Raw genomic sequence first — 21,960 nt, 5'->3', positions numbered from 1 at the left:
TGCCTTATCTGTCATTATAGAAACCTAGATACTTCGATAACATCTTCTTAATTAACGTAAAAATCATAATGACATATTAAGTTAGTATTTTTTCGGTAAGATTATTTATTATAGCATGCTTTATCTCTAATGCTATTCTTCTTCCTAAACTTATTGGCTTTCCGAAGTAAAATTTAGAGTATTGACTCCCAGTTCCCATATATACATTTGTACCACCTCCAATTCTTGGGGCAACATCGTATACGACAAGATCCAAATCTGGGGTCACCATAACTTGTAGAGTAAAGGGTCCTATTATCCCAGGGGGCTCAAGTTTTTGTGTGGCGTCTACAAACCTATATCCTATCTCAAAGACTTTTTCCAACAAGCTTTCTCTTATTGTTACTGGCTCATGGCCAACCTCTATTAGTTTTGGTATCCTACCTAATTTTATTTGAATGTCAGCAGGCAATCTATATAAGCTATCCCAGTCACTTTGAATTCTTCTATCCACGCTTATTAATTCTAATCTATTAAATATTGGGCTGTAGAAGTAGTTAAGATTAAAGTGAGCTCCAAACACAAATTCCTCTATTACCATATTTTTTAAACCTTCATTATCTATTACGTTATTTCTCAATAATTCGTTGAGTTTAGCTTCGAAATCTTCCTTGTTTACAGCGAAAAAGAATCCTCTCTCAACTTTCCTTTTGGCCTCAGGTAGTTTAACTATTACTGGTCTATCAATCTCTTCTGGTTTGAATAATTTGGGTATAGAGATCTTCGCCTCATTTAGTATTTTATAATAATTTTTCTCACCTATCCTTTCTTCCCATCGTAACATATATCTATTGCCGAAGACTTTCGTTTTCATTTTTTCTATTCCATCATAACCTACATAAACCGCTAAGCTCCTATTAGGAACAATTATGGCATTTTCGCTGAGTAGTATACTTTGTACCTTATCTGAGATTATTTCTTTGAAATCTTCCAAAATTATGCATTTATCCATGATTGCTTTAAATTCCAAATAAGGTCTTTCTCTTCCCTTTTTACACAGCCCTATTGTTTGAAAACCTTCATCTTTAGCTCCATCGAAGACGTCAAGTGCAGAATGACTAGCTAATGCAGCTATCTTAACATTCATTTAGCTCACCACGAGGCTTAACTTATCTTTTTCGTTTGCGACTCTGATTTCTCTTGCGATCCTTCTTCCTATACTCATGGGCTCATCCCAGTAAAGCCAACTATATGGACTCCCATTTACGTATAAGTTAGTTCCAGCAACTATTCTTCCAGAGAACTCGAAAACAACTATATCTGAATTATCAGTTATTATTGACTCTAAACAAAATGGTCCTATCATCCCTGGAGGTACTAATTCCTTAGTAGTTCTAACGAAGTTATTAGCGTACTCTAAAGCAACTGGTAGTAAGCTCTCTCTAGCTACAGCTGGAATATTGCCAACAACTACAAACGTAGGGTTTATCTTAAGTTCTTTCATATACTCAAAAGGAAGCCTTCTAAGTCCATCTATGTTAGTTTCGTATCTTATATCTATTCCGAAGATTTCTGTTCTATTTATAATGTCACTATAGAAAAATTGAAAATACATCGGAACTCCTACGACATACTCTTGGATTATTACTTCATTTTCGTCTCTTATCATTTTACTCTCAATGAGCTTTTGAATTCCTTCTTTTACTTCACTTTTATTCCTAGCTAGGAAGTATCCCTTACCCCCTTTAGCTCCGTTAAGCTTTACGATTACTAATCTATCCACATCTTCTGGTCTTTCAAATATCTCTGGAATCTTTATGTTTGACTTTCTAAGTAGTTCCATTTTCTTTTTCTGATCTGCTTCCCACTCGAATATTTTCTTGTTTCCAAAAATTTTTGTCTCAATTTTATCTACTCTTTCCTTGCCTAGGTATTCTACTAAACTTCCATGTGGGATTAATATACCATAATCCTTAATACCATTAATTATAGATACTGCTTCATCTAGGCTAGCATATGCATAAATGTTATCAATAAAACTAAAATTTTTGTAGAAATTTTCTCTTTTATTATCAGTTATTACCATAGTTTGAAAACCTTCCTTCTTGGCTCCATGTAAGATCTGTAATGCAGAATGACTACCGATTGTTGCGATTATCATTGTTGTGAGATTACAGTATAAGTTAATAAATGTTGAACATACTTTACAATTAGCCATGGAGGATAGTATATGTCCTTTAGAATGGAGATACGGTAGTAATGAGATGAGAAAGTTTTTCAGTAGAGAAGAAATCTTGAAAAGGAGAATTCAAGTAGAAATAGCGTTATTAAAAGCATTAACCAAATATGGTTTAGTAAAAGAGGAAGACGTTCAAAAAGTTGAGAAAGCTTCATTAACAATAAGACCAGAGGAAGTAGATGAACTTGAATCAAAAATTGGTCATGATGTAATGGCTATGGTAGTCTTAATGGCAGAAAGAAGTGGAGATTCTGGAAGATACGTTCATTTTGGGGCAACAAGTTATGATATTGTAGATACAGCTTATGCGTTAGTATTTAGAGACGCAATAAGATTAGTAAAGACAAAAGTAGTAGAAATATTGGAAATGATGGTTAGTTTAGCAATTAAGTATAAAGATTTAGCAATGGTAGGAAGAACTCATGGGCAGCATGCATTGCCTATAACATTAGGCTTTAAAATTGCAAATTATATCTATGAATTTTCTAGATCACTAGAGAGGTTAAATGAGGTTGAGAAAAGAATAGTAAAAGGTAAAATGGCAGGTGCAGTTGGCACGATGGCAGCTTGGGGCAATATAGGGTTAGAAATAGAAGAGAATGTTATGAAATTTTTAGGATTAAGACCTCATGAGATTTCAACTCAAGTTGCTCCACGAGACGCATTTGCAGAATTAACTTCTGATCTTGCAATTTTGGCATCTCAATGTGATCGATTCGCATTAGAAGTTAGGGAACTAATGAGACCGGAAATAAATGAAATAAGTGAAGGCGTAGAAGGTCGTGTAGGAAGTAGTACTATGCCTCAGAAGGAAAATCCAGTCACGTCAGAAAAGATTGGGGGTTTAGCAAAAGTTTTACGCTCTCTTGTCGTAGCGTCACTAGAAAATATTCCATTATGGCACGAAAGAGATCTGACTAACAGTTCGTCAGAGAGGATAATAATATCACATGAATTTCTAGTTATTGACGAAATATTAGATAGTATGATAAGTCTTTTGAGGAATTTAAGGGTTAACTTCGAGAATATTGAAAAGAATTTGAACTTAACTAAAGGACAAATAATGGCAGAAAGTCTGATGATAAACTTAACCTTAAAGGGCATGAAAAGGCATGAAGCTCATCAATACGTTAACAAACTGACGTCAAAAGTAAGACAAACTGGAAAAACGTTATTAGAGGTTTGCCTAGAGGATAGTTTAATTTTAAGTTATTTCTCTAAGCAAGAACTTGAGAACGTACTTAATCCTAAAAACTACTTGGGTTCCTATGATAAATTAATAGAGAGAGCTATTAGCTATGCAAAAGGCGTAATCAAAGGTTCAGAAATACGAGAAGCTCAAGATAGATGATATAAGGTTCGCATTTTAAGCTTTAAATAATCCATTGAATATATAGTAAAATGATGCCGCCGTAGCTCAGCCTGGTTAGAGCGCCGGCCTCGTACCCAAAGTGAGATAGCCGGCGGTCGCGGGTTCGAATCCCGCCGGCGGCTTGGAATCTAATTATTTATGGGAAATAAATTAAGACTTTGATAAGTAACTTGTATTTTGTGAAACTAAAAAACATAGGCGAGCACGAGTTTATTAAGAGATATATTAAGAATTATATGGACATTAAATTATTAGATGATGTATTCATCAATGAAAAAAGAGGATATAAGGTGGATGGATTTAAGCTGTCGTACGCTTTTCCATTTATGTCACTCTACGATATTGGATGGAAGGCAATTTCAGCCTCTACCAGTGACATTATAGCGAAGGGAGTTAAACCTGAATTCTATTTAATTTCATTGGGCTTACCTCCTGATTTCGATGTGAATAAAGCAGAGGAACTTATTGGCGGTATATCTGATGCTATTCATTATTATGGAGGAAGGTATGTAGGAGGAGATTTAAATGATTCCGATTCTAATGGCTGGGTTGATGTTTTTGTAGAAGGAGAAGTTTTATGTGATATTAGTGATAAAGTTATTGATGATGGTGATCTTTTAGTAATTGGTGACTATATTGGTTATACCACTAATGTTTTTATTTCTTATATAAACAATTTTAATATACAAATCTTGCCAGAATCGTTACTTAAAGTAAAACATCCTATCGTTAAAAAGTCATTACTATTTTTTATGAAAAAATACTGCAAGTTCATTAAATATTCTACTGATATTAGTGACGGTCTTATGGTATCTTTATATAAAATAGTTGATAATTTCAACTTAGGGATAAATATTACCGAAATTCCAATAGATAAAAATGTCTTCAACTCGTTAAAGCTTCGCTTAAATTTAACTGAACTCGATATTTTAAAATACGCTGGAGAAGAGTTTTTGCCTTTACTTATTATAGACAAAAATTCCCCAGTGAAGGAAATGCTAGCTGAACTTCAATATCTAGCGTTTAATCCATTAATTATCGGACAAGTTATTCATGAAAATAGATTAATAACATATAAAAATACCGTGATTAAAAATACTGGATGGGATAATTTCATCGGTTGGTATTAACTGAATGTATGTAAGTCAAAGAGAATATCTTTATATATAAAGATCGCAAATCTTACTTTCAATGGCTCAGATAGTAAATACTGAAAGGCATTCCAGACTTTTGCCTGCACCGTCAAGTTTCGAGGAAGGAGTAGTCAAATTTGGAGATAAAGAAATTAATATAGGAGGACCCTTACCAACATTAGCTAAAGATGAGAAATTAGTTAGAGTAACTCATTCACTATGTCCAGCATGCTATAGGCTATTACCAGCTACTATATTTGAAAAAGAAGGGAAATTGTTCATAAGAAAAATATGCCCAGAACACGGAGAATTTGAGGACTTATATTACGCAGATTCTAGTCTATACTATAAGTTTGACTATTGGGAGTATGAAGGAAAAGGACCTAAAGTCCCCTATGTTGACTTGAAATCTCCCTGCCCTTATAACTGTGGATTATGCCCGATGCATCATCAACACTCAGCATTAGTTAATTTAGTGATAACAAATAGATGTGACTTATCTTGTTGGTATTGTTTCTTCTATGCTGAAAAGGCAGGATATGTTTATGAACCTACGTTAGAGCAAATTAAGTTTATGGTAGATCAACTAAAGAAACAAGATATTACGCTTGTTATCCAAGTGACTGGAGGAGAGCCTACATTAAGGGAGGACATAATAGAAATAATAAAGATGCTTAGAGAAAATGGTGTAAAACATATTCAATTAAATAGTTGGGGAGGCACTTTTGCTAAACTGTATTTAGAAGATCCCGATAAGGCAATTAAATACGCTAGAGCTCTTAGAGAGGCTGGAGTAAATACTGTATACATGAGTTTTGACGGTACAACTAGAAAAACTAATCCTAAGAATCATTGGGAAATTCCCTACACGTTAGAAGTATTCAGAAGAGCAGGAATGACAAGTGTTGTGCTAGTTCCTACTGTAATAAAGACAGTTAATGACAATGATCTAGGGAATATAGTTAAGTTTGCAGCATATAATATGGATGTAGTTAGATCAGTAAACTTCCAGCCAGTGAGCTTAACCGGAATGATGAAAAGGAATATGAGAGCTAAATTCAGAATCACGATACCCGAAGTTATAAAGAACATAGAAGAACAAACTGATGGTGAGATAACTAAGGATAGTTGGTATCCAATAGGTACTTCTGTTGTCTTCTCAAGGCTAGTTGAAGCTTTAACTGGTAAGGAGCAATTCGAAATGGCTAATCATCCTTCTTGTGGAGCTGGAACATATGTATATGTAGAATGGAGGAATCACGAACCTCACTTCATACCAATTTCGAAGTTTATTGATTTAGAAGGTTTGCTAGAATATCTTAAAGAGAAAGAAGAAGAGTTAAGGGAAGGCGCTAATAAGGTATGGGTTGCAAGTAAAGTATTGTATAGTATAAGGAAGTTCATAGATAAAGAGCAAGGACCTAAGGACTTTGATGTATATAAGATGCTCTATAACATAATAATTCATCATAACTACGAAGCACTTGGAGAGTGGCACTATAGAACATTATTCTTAGGAAGTATGCACTTCATGGACTTATATAATTACGATGTACAAAGAGTGATGAGATGTGATATTCACTATGTTGTTCCGGATGGTAGAGTAATTCCATTCTGTACCTATAATGTATTAAACGATTTGTATAGAGATAAAGTATTAAGAGAATATCAAATACCCCTTGATAAATGGACTAAGGAACATGGAGAGAACTCATTGGGCGATGCTATAAAGTATAAACGTATTGCTTCAACCTTAGAGAATTCCGAGATCTATAAGAACACTTACAAATCCTTCCAACAGATGTGACATATATTAATCAAAAGTATTTTTCTAATGTAGTTTTTTCTTGTTTTCTAAGCTGTTGTTTTTTATTTGGAATTAAATCTTTGAACCAAACTCTTAGATTACAATCAATTCGCTTTTTGCATAATGTGCAGCATTCATAGCAAACATTAATTTTGAGTACTGAGCAGTATTTCGTTTCCTTTATTTTTCCACAAGATTGACAACTTTCCTCGAATACCATTTTAATCACTCACTGATCTACATTTGTTTACATCGCAAATATATTTTATGTATTTAGAATATTGTGTGATCTTTGTATTACTTCCAGAAAACAAGACATCATTATATTTTACCACTATATTTCCATTAGTGATATTTTTACTAAGGAGTATTAAAAGATTATCCAAAATATATTGTTTCTGCTTAATTTCTAATGATATTGGGGATGGGGTATATAATCTATTTTCGCACTCACCTTTTCTGATCATTATAGAATCTGGAAAATGTGCTATTGTAATTGGTTTAAATAAATTATAAATATAGTATAATCCACCACTATTTTCAAACTTACAGCTTGTTAATATGACGTACTTTAGTTTATCCTTTCCCTTTAAGATCTCTAAAAGGCTCTCTATTACGTATCGAATGTTAGCACCAGTTGTAGTGTCAATAAGTGTATAATAATTTTTTTCGTCATCATAAACTAGATATGCATTGGTATCATTATCGTCTATTAACTTACCACCTATGACGTAAACATTTCTTTGAATTTTAGCTATACTCATACTTTAAAAAGCACCATAAGATTTATATCTTTGTTTATGAATTTATCCTTCCAAGTATCAGTATTAGTTGCTATTATAAGAGCCCCTACTACACTTGCATTCGCTTTACCTATCAAGTTGTAAAGTGAAAGTAGGGTTTTTCCACTTCTAATTACATCATCAACTATAAGTATCTTATCCTTTTTTGAAATATAATCACCCCTTATGTAAAGTGTTGAAATTACGCCATTACTTTCTCTGATATTCTCCTCAATATATTGTATCTGAGTAGAGTCCTTATGTTTTTTCGATATTATGAGTGGTTTTTCTAATATTGAAGCTACTATTGTAGCAAATGGGATTCCGTTTGAGGCAATGCCTACTATTTTTGTTACATCACTAACTTTATTTAATTTAATTAAATATAATTCTAGAAATGTTTTTAGTAAGTTAGGATAAAATAGCAAATTAGATACATCTATGAAATCATCTTCATAAACTCTTATTTTTCTTATAAAGAAGTTATATAGAAATTCCTTATTCTTTATCCTTGTAACGATTTCTAAAGCTTGTCTCTCGCTAGGTATTGTTCTCCCGTTAACGTATCTACATATCAAACTTTCTTGAATATTGAAGAATTTGGACAATTCTTTGTAAGTATAAATGTTTTTCAATTCTTTTAAGATATCTACACTAAATAGCCTAAGCCGTAATTCTTTTTCCTTTATTTGATTACTCTGTAACATAAAAATCTCCATGTTAAGTTAAACCTAGCTTCTTTTTTATTATTTCAACTGTCATTTGAGGGTCAGCTCTTTTCCCCGTCTTCTTCATTACCATACCTACTAAATAATTTACAACTTTTGGATCTCTCTTAGCTTTCTCTACAGCCTCTTTCTCTTCATTTAATACTTCATCTATAATCCTTTCTAAGTAGTTCTCATCTTTGATGTTTGTCATACCCTTTTCCTTAATTAGTTGTCCCGGAGTTTTTCCAGTTAAGATCATTTCAGGTAGTAGTTCTTTTACTATTTTTATTGATATTAAGCCAGAATCTAAGTATTCAAATAGTTCAATGATATGATTAGCTTTGGCTTTACTTTGTGTTACTGTGATATTATTTTCGTTAAGCCATCTCATGTAATCGTTAATTAGCAGATTTGCGACTTTGGCATAGTTTTTATAGTTGTTTGTGATTTCTTCAAATAAATCTGCTAACGCTTTTTCATTAACTAAAACTTGAGCTTGATATGGAGTAACGTTGTATTGTTTTACAAATCTCTCCGCTCTCTGGTCTGGTAACTCTGGCATTTCACGTTTAAACTTCTCGATAAGCTCTGGTGTTATTGAGTATGGCGGTAAATCTGGATCTGGAAAATATCTATAATCCTCCTCAGTCTCTTTAGTTCGTAAAGGTACTGTAACTCTCCTTTCGTTATCCCAATGTCTAGTCTCTCTTTCTATCTTGATACCTTGTAGTATACTAGCTCTCTGTCTTGCAATTTCATAATTTATAGCATCCTCAACGTCTTTAGGAGAACCCACATTCTTAACTTCCACTCTCTCTCCTCCTTTTACTGATATATTTACATCAGCTTTCATTGCACCTTCAATACCACAATCACATACACCTAAATGTTCTAGGATTGACCTTAATTTTTCTAGGAAGAATCTGGCTTCTTTAGCAGACCTTAGATCTGGTTCTGTTACAATTTCTAACAATGGTGTACCAGATCTATTATAGTCTAGTAACGTATATTTGCTAGTTAGTATAGAACCAGTAGGGTAGACTATCTTTGCCGGATCTTCTTCTATATTTATTCTTCTAATTCTTATGATTTTATCATTTAATTTGATATAACCGTCTTTGGCTATGGCCATACTACCTGGTCCATCATACTGAGATATCTGATAATTTTTAGACATATCTGGATAAAAATAGTGTTTTCTATCGAAAATCAATTTTTCAGCAATTTGACAGTTAAGGGCTAATGCAGTTAAGATACCGTATTTTACTGCATTTTCATTTAATACGGGAATAGCCCCAGGTAATCCTAAACATACGGGACAAGTTACTGTATTCGGGTCTTTTCCAGTATAATCCGATGGACATGAACAGAATAGTTTAGTTTTCAATGCAGTTATATGAACATGAACTTCTAATCCTATTTTTACATCATCATCCGTATCTCATCACCCAAATGCTCTATCTCCAGCGTCTCCGAGACCAGGCAAAATATAACCTTTATTATTAAGTTCAGGATCAATTGCGACTGTGAAAAGATAAATAAATGGATATTTAGAGAGAATTTTGTTGACCCCATATTCTGAAGAAATTATTGATACAATATATATTCTTTTAGGATTAGCTTTCACAACTTCTTCAAGTACCTTTAACATAGTACTTGCTGTTGCAATCATAGGATCTGCAATTATTACATTATCAACTTTAGCTCTTATATCTGGTATTTTTTTGTAATATATATAAACGTCCATATCTTTTGGTACTTCTTTCCCATCAACTTCTACTCTACTTGCCCCTATCACACCTTGTCTCGCTTTAGGAAATGCTTTAAGTAAACCCTCAACTAAGGGTACTGCAGCCCTTAATATGTTTATAATGACTATGTTGTTTAGGTCTGTTATGTCTACCCCTTTAGTTTTCACACCTAGTGGTGTTTCAACTTCTACTATTTCATAATCTAATGTATTTGATATTTCGTAGCCTAATATTCTCCCTAATCTTACCAAATTTTTCCTAAAGTTAATTTGATCGGTATATTTATCCCTAAGTTGTGTTAATATATGTAATGTTATTGGTTTATCGATTACGTATAATGGCATTAGTTTTTGTTACCTCTTAGTTGTTATTTTTCTAGCTTCCCTCTCTGTCTCTCTTAATATTAGAATATCACCTACTCTTACTGGTCCCTTTACGTTTCTAGTAAGTATTCTCCCTTTATCCCTACCCTCTAATACCCTTACCCTTACTTGGGTAACTTCTCCAGTTACACCAGTCCTATCCAAAATTTGGATAACTTCAGCTGGAAATCCAAATTCTTCTATTATAGATGAACCTTGTGATTGCTGGGTTTTTTCACTCATTTTTCCACCAGCTATTACTATGAACAATTCACTTAAATACTTCACCCATATTGTTTATTTGTGGTTTAAATGCCTACTACTAGGCAATGTAGTTTCTGTGGTCATGAAATACCTCCAGGAACTGGATTAATGTATGTAAGGAATGATGGTACAATCTTGTGGTTTTGTTCAAGTAAGTGTAGGAAATCAATGCTGAAGTATCATAGAGATCCAAAGAAGTATAAATGGACTACTAGATATATGAAGGTTCGATGAAAAATGGTTGCACAAAGAACATTTGTAATGATAAAGCCAGATGGAGTTAAGAGGGGATTAATAGGCGAGATAATTAGTAGATTTGAGAAAAGGGGATTAAAAATTGTATCTCTTAAAATGGTGAAAATGTCAAGGGACACAGCTGAAAAATTGTATGAGGAGCACAAAGGAAAAAGTTTCTTTGAAGAACTTGTAAATTACGTGACCTCTGGTCCAGTAGTATGCATGGTGATAGAAGGCGATGACGTAGTGCAAGTGATAAGGCGAATGATTGGTAATACAGATCCTAAAGAGGCACCTCCTGGCACTATAAGAGGAGATTATGCGTTATCTAAGTCAGAAAACGTCATTCATGCATCTGATTCTATTGAAAAAGCTCAGCGAGAGATGTCGTTATTCTTCGATAAATCAGATCTGTAATCCTAATCCATATAAAGGATCTTCTTTTCTCTTTATTCTTATTATTTCTTTTATTACTTCCCTCATATCATCTGTAATAGAACTTGGATACTTGTTGACTAATATCTCGAGGTCTTCTTTAGGTACGTCTGTGTATAAAACATCCCCTTCATTTACATGTCTCCCAATCATTATATTGCCTTTAATTGATATTGCAACTTCCATTCCTTTAGTGGCTCTTTCTAGACTTTTCTTATTATCCTGGATTTGTAGTACCTCACCGACTCTCCTTCCATCTTCCTTAATTAACGGATACTTAGGTCTTATAATGCCTCCTATAACCTCAATACCTACTACTACTGGGTCACTGCGTCTAAATACATAACCCGGCAAGATCTTTATTTTCCCTGGCAATATTAATGTGTCAAACGTGCGCCTTTTTTCCGCTTCCCTGACATCATTAATATGCTTCTTGATATCTTCGATTAATTGATAAATTATTTCGTTATACAATATTTTTATTCCACTAGTATCAATTCCTTGTAATAACTTTACTCTAAAAGCAGCAATAATTCCATATTCTTTTGATCTTTGAGCTACTATACTCGCTTCTATAACATCTCTTTTCGAAATCGGCCCTATGTCCGCTAGCCTTATTGGAATCCCTTCACGCTGCAGAGCACTAACTAAGGCTTCTAATGTTCCTAAACTATCTGCCTTGAGTATTATTCCGTCAATATCGCTGTAGAGTCTAACTTCTTTAATTTCCTCTTCTATCTGTTGTTTATATCGCTCAACCTTAGACTCGTCTTCTACCACATAAATTGGTGATCCAGCTAATGCTTCCTCTAAATTGGGTGCAGATATCTTCACTCCAGCTGCTGCATATACTTCATCTATTGGCGTTAGATCATACTTGCTTAATTTCATATCTTGTAATGGTCTAGGTACAAATATTCCTCTAACTTTAGTTATAATAATGCCGTTAATGCCTCCTAATATTATAGTATCATTTTTCTTAAGCACTCCATCATAAATTATAACATCTATGGTGTGTCCTAACCCTGGATCTTCTTTTACTTCTAATATAACTCCCTTTGCTGGACCCTCTGCAAATTTTAATCTAGTCTCTAAGTACCTTTGGGTTAATCCAGCTAGTAATGCTAAAAGATCTGCAACGCCTTCACCGGTCTTTGCAGAAACCGGAACTATTGCTACTGTTTTAGTGAAATCCTTTATTCTATCATAACGTTCTGAGCTAAAGCCTAAGTTTGCTAATTGAGAAACTAAATTATAGACTAAGTTGTCTAGATAAACTTTCACATCATTCCTCTGTTTCTCGATTGATGCTAAAAACGGTATGTCATTATTTGATTTCCATCCGGGTATTTTATCTATTTTATTAGCAGCTATGAGAAATGGAACTTTTCTTTCTCTTAGTATTTGTATTGATTCTATTGATTGCTTCTGTAGGCCTTCAGTTATATCAACAACTAGGATCGCAATATCTGCTACGCTTCCACCTCTTCTTCTCAAGTTTGAAAAATATTCATGACCTGGCGTGTCAATAAACAATAATCCTGGTATCTGAAGTTTTATGGGTATTACCTTCTTAAGAGGTTCTGCTAATTTTTCAATTATATAACTTGGAACGAAACTAGCTCCTACCTCTTGTGTCATTTCTCCAGGTTCCTTTTTAACTACTGTTGTACCCCTTATTTTATCAAGTAGTGTAGTTTTTCCATGATCTACATGGCCTAATACTACTACTATAGGTTGCCTAAGCCTTCTCTCAGAGTTGCTAATTTTCATTCACCTATGACCTTAATGTATTATTAGAATAAATTAGTTTACTACAAAATTGCGTGGAAGACAAACTTTCTTTTTAATAATATTATTATAGTTATGATTAAAATGATATTATAATAATTAATTTTATATATTTGAAAAAGTCAATATATTATAGATGAATATTTCGACTGAGAGGTTGCTTGATACTATTTAGGATAATTTATTGCCGAATAGGAGTAAATGTCTCTAAAATTGGATTTAATGTTTATATATGAATTACTGAATAAAATTACAAAGTACTTGAAAGGTAACGCATCGAATATTATATAGTCTATTAAGTAAGTCAGAGTAAAACTCTTATTAACCAAATGTAGTATGTGAATAATGGTTAATAATGAGAGGATCATCTAATAAGAAAATTGATCCAAGAATTCACTATCTTGTACCTAAGCATGAGGTACTTAATATCGATGAGGCGTATAAAATTCTAAAAGAATTAGGAATTAGACCAGAACAATTACCTTGGATAAGGGCTTCAGATCCCGTTGCCAGGAGTATAAATGCGAAACCAGGGGATATAATTAGAATTATAAGGAAGAGTCAATTATATGGAGAAGTTGTCTCATATAGGTATGTAATTAGTGGGTGAACTAATTGGCATCTAATTTAACCATTGATGAAAGATGGAGAGTCATCGAAGCGTACTTTAAATCCAAAGGCTTAGTTAGACAGCATCTGGATTCATACAATGACTTTGTTAGAAATAAGCTTCAAGAAATTATTGACGAACAAGGAGAAATACCCACAGAAATACCAGGTTTGAAAGTGAGATTAGGCAAGATAAGGATAGGAAAACCAAGAGTCCGGGAATCGGATAGAGGAGAAAGAGAAATCAGTCCCATGGAAGCTCGATTAAGGAACTTAACTTATGCCGCTCCACTATGGCTTACAATGATCCCAGTTGAAAATAATATTGAAGCAGAACCAGAAGAGGTTTATATAGGCGACCTGCCTATAATGCTTAAATCAGCCATAGACCCAATATCACAGTATACTCTAGATAAGCTAATTGAGATAGGTGAAGATCCTAAAGACCCAGGAGGGTATTTCATAGTAAATGGATCTGAAAGAGTTATAGTAACTCAAGAAGATTTGGCTCCAAATAGAGTTCTTGTAGATACTGGAAAGACAGGATCAAACATTACGCATACAGCGAAAATTATCTCGAGTACTGCGGGCTATAGAGTGCCTGTGACAATAGAAAGATTAAAAGATGGTACATTTCATGTATCTTTTCCAGCAGTTCCCGGTAAGATTCCGTTTGTTATTCTAATGAGGGCACTGGGTATATTAACCGATAGAGATATAGTTTATGCGGTATCATTAGATCCTGAGGTTCAGAATGAATTATTTCCTTCTCTAGAGCAAGCAAGTTCGATAGCCAACGTTGATGATGCACTAGATTTTATAGGTAGTAGAGTAGCTATAGGCCAAAAGAGAGAAAACAGAATAGAAAAAGCACAGCAGATAATTGATAAATATTTCCTACCCCATTTAGGCACTTCAGCAGAAGATAGAAAGAAGAAAGCGTATTATTTAGCTTACGCTATATCAAAAGTAATTGAATTATATCTTGGTAGAAGGGAACCCGACGATAAAGATCATTACGCTAACAAAAGATTAAGATTAGCTGGAGATTTGTTTGCATCATTATTTAGAGTAGCTTTCAAAGCTTTCGTAAAAGATTTAACATATCAATTAGAGAAATCTAAGGTAAGAGGTAGGAAACTCGCTTTAAAGGCATTAGTTAGACCAGATATTGTTACAGAAAGAATAAGGCATGCATTAGCTACTGGGAACTGGGTTGGTGGAAGAACTGGAGTTAGCCAATTACTTGATAGGACCAACTGGCTTTCTATGTTAAGCCATCTGAGGAGAGTAATATCCTCACTAGCAAGGGGTCAACCTAATTTCGAAGCCAGAGATTTACATGGTACGCAATGGGGTAGGATGTGTCCCTTTGAAACACCAGAAGGTCCAAATAGTGGACTAGTTAAGAATCTAGCGTTAATGGCTCAAATTGCTGTAGGAATAAATGAGAGGATTGTAGAAAAAACACTTTATGAAATGGGAGTAGTTCCAGTGGAGGAGGTCATAAGAAGAGTAACGGAAGGCGGAGAGGATCAGAATGAGTATCTGAAATGGTCTAAGGTTATACTCAATGGAAGATTAATAGGCTATTATCAAGATGGTGGAGAATTAGCTAATAAGATAAGAGAAAGAAGGAGAAAAGGAGAAATTAGTGATGAAGTAAACGTAGGCCATATAGTGACAGATTTTATTAATGAGGTTCATGTTAATTGTGATTCTGGAAGAGTTAGAAGACCACTTATAATTGTTTCTAACGGTAACCCGTTGGTAACTATTGAAGACATTGAAAAGTTAGAATCAGGTGCTATTACATTTGACGATCTTGTTAGACAAGGAAAGATAGAGTATCTAGATGCAGAAGAAGAGGAGAACGCTTATGTTGCTTTAGAACCTAATGACTTAACTCCAGATCATACTCATTTAGAAATATGGTCTCCAGCTATTTTAGGCATAACAGCGTCTATAATACCATATCCAGAGCATAATCAATCACCTAGAAATACATACCAATCAGCTATGGCGAAACAAGCTCTAGGTCTATATGCAGCAAATTATCAATTACGTACGGACACGAGAGCACATTTACTTCATTATCCACAAAGACCTCTAGTTCAAACTAGGGCATTAGATATTATAGGATATACAAATAGGCCGGCCGGAAATAATGCTATATTAGCCGTAATGTCATTTACTGGCTACAATATGGAAGATTCAATAATTATGAATAGATCCTCCGTGGAGAGGGGAATGTATAGATCTACATTTTTTAGGCTTTACTCAACGGAAGAGGTAAAATACCCTGGAGGTCAAGAAGATAAAATAGTAATGCCAGAAGCTGGTGTTAGAGGATATAAGGGCAAAGAATATTACAGACTTCTAGAGGATAACGGAGTAGTCTCTCCAGAGGTCGAAGTGAAGGGAGGAGATGTTTTAATAGGTAAAGTTAGCCCTCCAAGATTCTTACAAGAATTTAAAGAATTATCTCCAGAGCAAGCTAAGCGTGACACCTCAATAGTTACAAGACATGGTGAAATGGGTATAGTGGATTTAGTTCTAATTACCGAAACTGCTGAGGGTAATAAGCTAGTTAAGGTAAGAGTAAGAGATCTTAGGATACCAACAATTGGCGATAAATTCGCCAGTAGACATGGACAAAAAGGCGTTATAGGTATGCTCATACCACAAGTTGACATGCCATATACCGTTAAAGGCGTTGTGCCAGATATAATATTAAATCCTCATGCATTGCCATCTAGAATGACGTTAGGACAAATTATGGAAGGAATAGCTGGTAAATATGCAGCATTATCCGGAAATATTGTAGATGCTACACCTTTCTACAAGACACCTATAGAACAATTACAAAATGAGATTTTGAGATACGGTTATCTACCAGATGCTACTGAAGTAGTGTATGATGGACGTACTGGACAGAAAATTAAATCTAGAATATACTTTGGAGTAGTCTATTATCAGAAATTGCATCACATGGTAGCAGATAAGCTTCATGCTAGAGCTAGGGGTCCAGTCCAAATTTTAACTAGACAACCAACAGAAGGAAGAGCTAGAGAAGGTGGTTTAAGATTTGGAGAAATGGAGAGAGATTGCTTAATTGGTTTTGGTACTGCAATGCTTCTTAAAGACAGGTTATTGGATAACTCTGATAGGACAATGATTTACGTTTGTGATCAGTGTGGTTATATAGGCTGGTACGATAAGAATAAGAATAAATATGTATGCCCAATACATGGTGATAAGAGTAACTTGTTCCCAGTTACTGTATCTTACGCATTTAAGCTTTTAATTCAAGAACTAATGAGTATGATTATCTCACCTAGGTTAGTTTTGGAGGATAAAGTTGGATTAAGTGGAGGTTAAGGGAAATGAGTGAAAAGAATATAAAAGGAATAAAGTTTGGAATACTTTCTCCTGACGAAATAAGAAAAATGTCAGTGACTGCAATAATAACACCAGACGTTTATGATGAAGACGGTACTCCAATAGAAGGAAGCGTGATGGATCCTAGGTTAGGTGTTATAGAACCTGGACAGAAATGTCCAACTTGTGGTAACACTTTAGGCAACTGCCCTGGGCACTTTGGGCATATAGAATTAGTTAGACCAGTAATTCATGTAGGTCTTGTAAAGCATATATATGAGTTTCTAAAAGCCACATGTAGAAGATGTGGTAGGGTTAAAATTTCTGAAGATGAAATAGAGAAATATTCTAGAATATATAATGCAATAAAGAAAAGATGGCCATCAGCAGCTAGGAGGTTAACTGAGTACGTAAAGAAGACTGCAATGAAAGCTCAAGTTTGTCCACACTGTAATGAAAAGCAGTACAAGATAAAGTTGGAGAAACCATATAATTTCTATGAGGAGAGGAAAGAAGGTGTAGCTAAATTAACTCCTTCCGACATAAGAGAAAGATTGGAAAAAATACCAGATTCCGATGTTGAAATACTAGGTTATGATCCTACAACCAGTAGGCCAGAATGGATGATATTAACTGTTCTTCCGGTTCCTCCAATTACAATTAGACCTTCTATTATGATAGAGAGCGGTATAAGAGCTGAAGATGACTTAACTCATAAGTTAGTTGATATAGTTAGAATTAATGAACGATTGAAAGAGAGTATAGATGCGGGAGCTCCACAGCTAATAATAGAAGATTTATGGGACCTTTTACAGTATCATGTTGCGACTTACTTTGATAACGAGATTCCGGGATTGCCTCCCTCTAAACATAGATCAGGGAGACCATTAAGAACATTAGCACAGAGATTAAAGGGGAAGGAAGGTAGATTTAGAGGTAATTTATCTGGTAAAAGAGTTGACTTCTCATCTAGAACAGTCATATCCCCAGACCCTAATATTAGCATAGACGAAGTAGGGGTTCCAGAAATTATAGCTAAAACACTTACAGTTCCGGAAAGAATAACCCCATGGAATATAGAAAAATTAAGGCAGTTCGTTATAAATGGACCCGATAAATGGCCTGGTGCCAATTACGTAATTAGACCAGACGGTAGAAGAATTGATTTAAGGTATGTTAAAGATAGGAAGGAACTCGCATCAACTTTAGCTCCTGGATATATAATCGAGCGTCATCTAATTGATGGAGATATAGTATTATTTAATAGACAACCTTCTCTTCACAGAATTTCAATGATGGCTCATAGGGTTAGAGTACTAAAAGGGCTTACATTTAGGTTGAACTTGCTCGTATGTCCTCCATATAACGCCGATTTCGATGGGGACGAAATGAACTTGCATGTTCCACAGTCAGAAGAAGCAATAGCTGAAGCCAAGGAGATAATGCTTGTACATAAAAACATAATAACCCCAAGATACGGTGGCCCTATTATAGGAGCTGCTCAAGATTATATAAGTGGTGCTTATCTACTAACAGTAAAAACTACGTTATTAACTAAAGAAGAAGCCCAGCAAATATTGGGTGTGGCAGACGTTAAAATTGATCTTGGGGAACCGGCAATTTTAGCACCTAGGGAGTATTACACTGGTAAACAAGTAATAAGTGCTTTTCTCCCTAAAGATTTTAATTTCCACGGTCAAGCTAACGTTAGTAGTGGCCCTAGGCTGTGCAAGAACGAAGATTGTCCACACGATTCGTATGTAGTGATTAAGAACGGAATACTATTAGAAGGTGTATTTGATAAAAAGGCTATAGGAAACCAGCAACCAGAAAGTATCCTCCATTGGCTGATTAAGGAGTATTCTGATGAATATGGTAAGTGGTTAATGGATAACCTATTTAGAGTATTTATTAGATTTGTCGAATTGCAAGGGTTTACAATGAGACTTGAAGATGTATCTTTAGGAGATGATGTAAAGAAAGAAATTTACAACGAAATAGATAGGGCTAAAGTAGAAGTCGATAATCTAATACAGAAGTATAAAAATGGAGAGTTAGAACCAATACCGGGAAGAACTTTAGAAGAGAGCTTAGAGAATTACATTCTTGATACATTAGATAAGTTAAGAAGTACTGCTGGTGATATAGCAAGTAAATATTTAGATCCGTTTAATTTCGCCTATGTAATGGCAAGGACTGGAGCCAGGGGTAGCGTATTAAATATAACGCAGATGGCTGCTATGTTAGGTCAACAATCAGTTAGAGGGGAAAGAATAAAAAGAGGGTATATGACTAGAACATTACCTCACTTTAAACCTTATGACATCTCACCAGAAGCTAGAGGTTTCATTTATTCTTCATTTAGAACTGGTCTGAAGCCAACCGAATTATTCTTCCATGCAGCTGGAGGTAGGGAAGGTCTAGTAGATACTGCAGTGCGAACCTCACAGAGTGGTTATATGCAAAGAAGATTAATAAACGCCTTATCGGACTTAAGGGCTGAGTATGATGGGACTGTAAGAAGCTTATATGGCGAAGTTGTTCAAGTAGCGTATGGTGATGATGGTGTATTTCCCATGTATTCAGCTCATGGTAAAACGGTAGATGTAAATAGAATCTTTGAGAGAGTCGTGGGGTGGAAGGCATGATTGATGAGAAAGATAAGCCCTATTTAGAGGAGAAAGTGAAGCAAGCTTCCAATATCCTCCCTCAAAAAATTGTAGACGATTTGAAAAATTTGATATTAAACAAGGAAATAATAGTGACGAGAGATGAGATTGATAAAATCTTCGATTTGGCTATTAAAGAGTATAGTGAAGGGTTAATAGCTCCAGGAGAGGCTATTGGAATTGTAGCCGCACAGTCAGTAGGTGAGCCCGGTACCCAAATGACATTAAGGACTTTCCATTTTGCGGGTATAAGAGAGTTAAATGTAACTTTAGGACTTCCAAGGCTAATAGAAATTGTGGATGCGAAGAAAGTTCCATCTACTCCAATGATGACTATTTATTTAACTGATGAATACAAGCGTGATAGGGATAAAGCGTTAGAAGTCGCCAGAAAATTAGAATATACGAAAATAGAAAATGTAGTGAGTTCAACTAGTATCGATATAGCCTCAATGTCCATTATTCTCCAACTCGATAATGAAATGTTAAAAGATAAAGGCGTTACTGTAGATGATGTTAAAAAAGCTATAGGTAGATTGAAATTAGGAGATTTTATGATAGAAGAATCTGAGGATAGTACATTAAACATAAATTTCGCTAATATAGATAGTATAGCTGCGCTATTTAAACTAAGGGATAAGATACTTAATACCAAAATAAAGGGAATAAAGGGTATAAAACGTGCTATAGTCCAGAAAAAGGGCGATGAGTATATCATTTTAACCGATGGTTCAAATTTATCTGGTGTTCTTAGTGTAAAAGGAGTTGACGTAGCTAAAGTAGAGACTAATAATATCCGTGAGATTGAGGAAGTATTTGGAATAGAAGCGGCAAGGGAAATTATAATTAGGGAGATTAGTAAAGTATTAGCAGAACAAGGATTGGATGTTGATATAAGGCATATATTATTAATTGCGGACGTGATGACGAGAACGGGTATTGTAAGGCAGATAGGTAGACATGGTGTAACTGGAGAGAAGAATAGTGTATTAGCAAGAGCTGCATTTGAAGTTACTGTAAAACATCTTTTAGATGCTGCGGCTAGAGGAGATGTAGAAGAATTTAAAGGTGTAGTAGAAAACATTATAATTGGTCATCCAATTAAACTAGGTACTGGAATGGTTGAATTAACAATGAGGCCGATATTAAGGTGATAAAAGTGTCAGAACAACAAGTTTCATTTGAAGGAGAGTTAAAATCACTTTTGAAAACTGGTAAAGTTATTTTTGGTGCTAAGAGAGCGATAAAATATATAAAATTAAGTAAAGTGAAGATGGTAATTGTTGCATCGACATTAAGAGGAGATCTTAAACAAGATATAATGCATTATGCGAAGTTATCTAACATACCTGTATATGAATACAAGGGTAGTGGCTGGGATCTTGGAACACTATGCGGTAAACCGTTTATGATTTCTACAATAAGTATTATTGATGAGGGAGATTCCAAAATTTTAGATATTATAAAGGAGAGGTGATTTTTTCTGCCAGAAATTAGATTAACTCCAGAGGAGATACGTTACATTTCCTTATTTCAAGAAGTGACAAGAGCTAATGTGAGAGATTGTATTATCGATAATGAAAACAATAGGATAATATTTCTAGTAGATTCAAAAGATATGGGAGTCGCTATAGGTAAGAGCGGTATTAACGTTAAAAAGTTAAAGAAAATTATAGGTAAAGATATAGAACTAGTAGCTTATAGTGACAATTTAGAGGAATTGGTAAAAAATCTAATGAGCCCAGCTAGAGTTAGAAGTGTGAAAGTAGTAAATACTAGTTCTAAAAAGTCAGTATATATAAATATAGATCCTCAAGATAAAGGATTAGCAATAGGTAAGAATGGTAGGAATGTAGCAAGAGCAAAGCTAATTTTAAAGAGGTATATGGATATTGATAATGTGGTAATAGTTTAAAGGGGTTGGAAAAGGTGGTTAAAAGCAAGTCACCTAAGGGGATATACGCTGCTAGGAAGTTAAGACTAAAAAGATTAAAATTCAGAAGAAGTCAAAGAAAGTATAAGACGAAGATACTAAAGTTAAAGGAGAAATATGATCCATTAGGAGGAGCTCCAATGGCAAGAGGAATAGTTTTAGAAAAAGTAGGAATAGAATCAAGGCAACCAAATTCGGCGGTTAGAAAATGTGTAAGAGTTCAGTTAGTAAGAAATGGCAGAGTTGTTACTGCATTTGTGCCTGGGGACGGTGGAGTTAATTTCATTGATGAACATGATGAAGTTATAATTACTGGAATTGGAGGTACATTAGGTAGATCAATGGGTGACTTACCTGGAGTGAGGTATAAGGTTATAATGGTAAACGGTGTATCGCTAGACGCGTTATATAAGGGTAAGAAGCAAAAGCCAGTCAGGTAACTATTTTGTATTCTAACATTATAAAATATTAGAAGCAATAAGTTGTAATTGTAATAGTAAAATGAA

General features: G+C 34.5%; 19 protein-coding genes, 1 tRNA gene and 1 pseudogene. 13 read left to right on the top strand and 8 right to left on the bottom strand.

The window, feature by feature from the left end; genetic code table 11:
• Positions 1-76 precede the first annotated feature (76 nt).
• Together SSOP1_RS01205 and SSOP1_RS01200 are read right to left on the bottom strand one after the other, a co-directional pair.
• Positions 77-1,126: a formate--phosphoribosylaminoimidazolecarboxamide ligase family protein gene (locus SSOP1_RS01205; RefSeq protein WP_009990498.1), complete on the bottom strand. Its 1,050-nt coding sequence runs from the start codon at positions 1,124-1,126 to the stop codon at positions 77-79.
• A complete protein-coding gene (locus SSOP1_RS01200; protein WP_014511515.1) occupies positions 1,127-2,140 on the bottom strand; it encodes a formate--phosphoribosylaminoimidazolecarboxamide ligase in 1,014 nt (337 codons plus the stop codon).
• A gap of 55 nt (positions 2,141-2,195) precedes the next feature.
• Here SSOP1_RS01200 and purB point away from each other — a divergent pair, with 55 nt between their 5' ends.
• The 4 genes from purB (at position 2,196) to tes (ending at position 6,530) form a co-directional block, all read left to right on the top strand.
• Positions 2,196-3,569 carry an adenylosuccinate lyase gene (gene purB / locus SSOP1_RS01195; protein WP_014511514.1) on the top strand — a complete coding sequence of 458 codons (1,374 nt, stop codon included), beginning with the start codon at positions 2,196-2,198 and terminating at the stop codon, positions 3,567-3,569.
• Positions 3,570-3,624: 55 nt separating this feature from the next.
• Positions 3,625-3,712 (top strand) — tRNA-Thr (locus SSOP1_RS01190).
• A gap of 57 nt (positions 3,713-3,769) precedes the next feature.
• Complete coding sequence (locus SSOP1_RS01185) at positions 3,770-4,720, top strand: thiamine-phosphate kinase (RefSeq protein WP_009990494.1); 951 nt, start codon at positions 3,770-3,772, stop codon at positions 4,718-4,720.
• Between the two features lie 61 nt (positions 4,721-4,781).
• Positions 4,782-6,530 (top strand): tetraether lipid synthase Tes, encoded by a 1,749-nt coding sequence (tes, locus tag SSOP1_RS01180; RefSeq protein WP_009990493.1) that lies wholly within the window; start codon positions 4,782-4,784, stop codon positions 6,528-6,530.
• 221 nt (positions 6,531-6,751) lie between these two features.
• Here tes and SSOP1_RS01175 read toward each other — a convergent pair whose 3' ends face one another.
• The 5 genes and pseudogenes from SSOP1_RS01175 to SSOP1_RS01155 form a co-directional block, all read right to left on the bottom strand.
• Positions 6,752-7,294: an MBL fold metallo-hydrolase gene (locus SSOP1_RS01175; protein ID WP_009990491.1), complete on the bottom strand. Its 543-nt coding sequence runs from the start codon at positions 7,292-7,294 to the stop codon at positions 6,752-6,754.
• Complete coding sequence (locus SSOP1_RS01170) at positions 7,291-8,031, bottom strand: phosphoribosyltransferase family protein (RefSeq protein WP_009990490.1); 741 nt, start codon at positions 8,029-8,031, stop codon at positions 7,291-7,293. Before SSOP1_RS01170 ends, SSOP1_RS01175 begins: the two co-directional genes overlap by 4 nt.
• A 1-nt stretch (position 8,032) precedes the next feature.
• Positions 8,033-9,448: pseudogene (gatB, locus tag SSOP1_RS01165) on the bottom strand (Asp-tRNA(Asn)/Glu-tRNA(Gln) amidotransferase subunit GatB); the annotation flags it as partial.
• A gap of 18 nt (positions 9,449-9,466) precedes the next feature.
• Positions 9,467-10,117, bottom strand: a complete 651-nt coding sequence (gene upp, locus SSOP1_RS01160) for a uracil phosphoribosyltransferase (RefSeq protein WP_009990487.1) — start codon at positions 10,115-10,117, stop codon at positions 9,467-9,469.
• 9 nt (positions 10,118-10,126) lie between these two features.
• A complete protein-coding gene (locus tag SSOP1_RS01155; RefSeq protein WP_014511512.1) occupies positions 10,127-10,378 on the bottom strand; it encodes a 30S ribosomal protein S28e in 252 nt (83 codons plus the stop codon).
• A 69-nt stretch (positions 10,379-10,447) separates the two neighbouring features.
• Between SSOP1_RS01155 and SSOP1_RS01150 the strand changes: the two genes are divergently transcribed.
• Positions 10,448-10,633: a 50S ribosomal protein L24e gene (locus tag SSOP1_RS01150; protein ID WP_009990483.1), complete on the top strand. Its 186-nt coding sequence runs from the start codon at positions 10,448-10,450 to the stop codon at positions 10,631-10,633.
• A gap of 3 nt (positions 10,634-10,636) precedes the next feature.
• Positions 10,637-11,053, top strand: coding sequence for a nucleoside-diphosphate kinase (gene ndk / locus SSOP1_RS01145; protein ID WP_009990482.1), 417 nt, complete (start codon positions 10,637-10,639; stop codon positions 11,051-11,053).
• Here the strand turns inward: ndk and infB are convergent.
• Entirely contained in the window at positions 11,042-12,844 is a 1,803-nt protein-coding gene (gene infB, locus SSOP1_RS01140) for a translation initiation factor IF-2 (RefSeq protein ID WP_009990481.1), read from the bottom strand. The genes ndk and infB overlap by 12 nt on opposite strands.
• Positions 12,845-13,217: 373 nt before the next feature.
• Here infB and SSOP1_RS01135 point away from each other — a divergent pair, with 373 nt between their 5' ends.
• Genes SSOP1_RS01135 through SSOP1_RS01105 form a run of 7 tightly spaced genes read left to right on the top strand, consistent with a single transcriptional unit; the run spans position 13,218 to position 21,894 of the window.
• The gene (locus tag SSOP1_RS01135) at positions 13,218-13,472 is read left to right on the top strand and encodes a DNA-directed RNA polymerase subunit H (RefSeq protein WP_009990480.1); all 255 of its coding nucleotides are present in this window, start codon (positions 13,218-13,220) and stop codon (positions 13,470-13,472) included.
• 5 nt (positions 13,473-13,477) lie between these two features.
• Positions 13,478-16,852 (top strand): DNA-directed RNA polymerase subunit B, encoded by a 3,375-nt coding sequence (locus tag SSOP1_RS01130; protein ID WP_009990478.1) that lies wholly within the window; start codon positions 13,478-13,480, stop codon positions 16,850-16,852.
• Between the two features lie 5 nt (positions 16,853-16,857).
• Positions 16,858-19,500, top strand: coding sequence for a DNA-directed RNA polymerase subunit A' (rpoA1, locus tag SSOP1_RS01125; protein ID WP_009990476.1), 2,643 nt, complete (start codon positions 16,858-16,860; stop codon positions 19,498-19,500).
• Positions 19,497-20,675: a DNA-directed RNA polymerase subunit A'' gene (rpoA2, locus tag SSOP1_RS01120; protein WP_009990475.1), complete on the top strand. Its 1,179-nt coding sequence runs from the start codon at positions 19,497-19,499 to the stop codon at positions 20,673-20,675. Before rpoA1 ends, rpoA2 begins: the two co-directional genes overlap by 4 nt.
• Positions 20,676-20,680: 5 nt before the next feature.
• Positions 20,681-20,998 carry a 50S ribosomal protein L30e gene (locus tag SSOP1_RS01115; protein WP_009990472.1) on the top strand — a complete coding sequence of 106 codons (318 nt, stop codon included), beginning with the start codon at positions 20,681-20,683 and terminating at the stop codon, positions 20,996-20,998.
• A gap of 6 nt (positions 20,999-21,004) precedes the next feature.
• Positions 21,005-21,436: a NusA-like transcription termination signal-binding factor gene (locus SSOP1_RS01110; protein WP_014511511.1), complete on the top strand. Its 432-nt coding sequence runs from the start codon at positions 21,005-21,007 to the stop codon at positions 21,434-21,436.
• Between the two features lie 14 nt (positions 21,437-21,450).
• Positions 21,451-21,894 carry a 30S ribosomal protein S12 gene (locus tag SSOP1_RS01105; RefSeq protein WP_014511510.1) on the top strand — a complete coding sequence of 148 codons (444 nt, stop codon included), beginning with the start codon at positions 21,451-21,453 and terminating at the stop codon, positions 21,892-21,894.
• Positions 21,895-21,960 lie beyond the last annotated feature (66 nt).

This window comes from Saccharolobus solfataricus (assembly GCF_900079115.1).
GTDB classification, from domain to species: Archaea; Thermoproteota; Thermoprotei_A; order Sulfolobales; family Sulfolobaceae; genus Saccharolobus; species Saccharolobus solfataricus.
The sequence above is the reverse complement of the archived record's forward strand: the minus strand, read 5'-3'. Positions and strand labels throughout refer to the sequence as shown.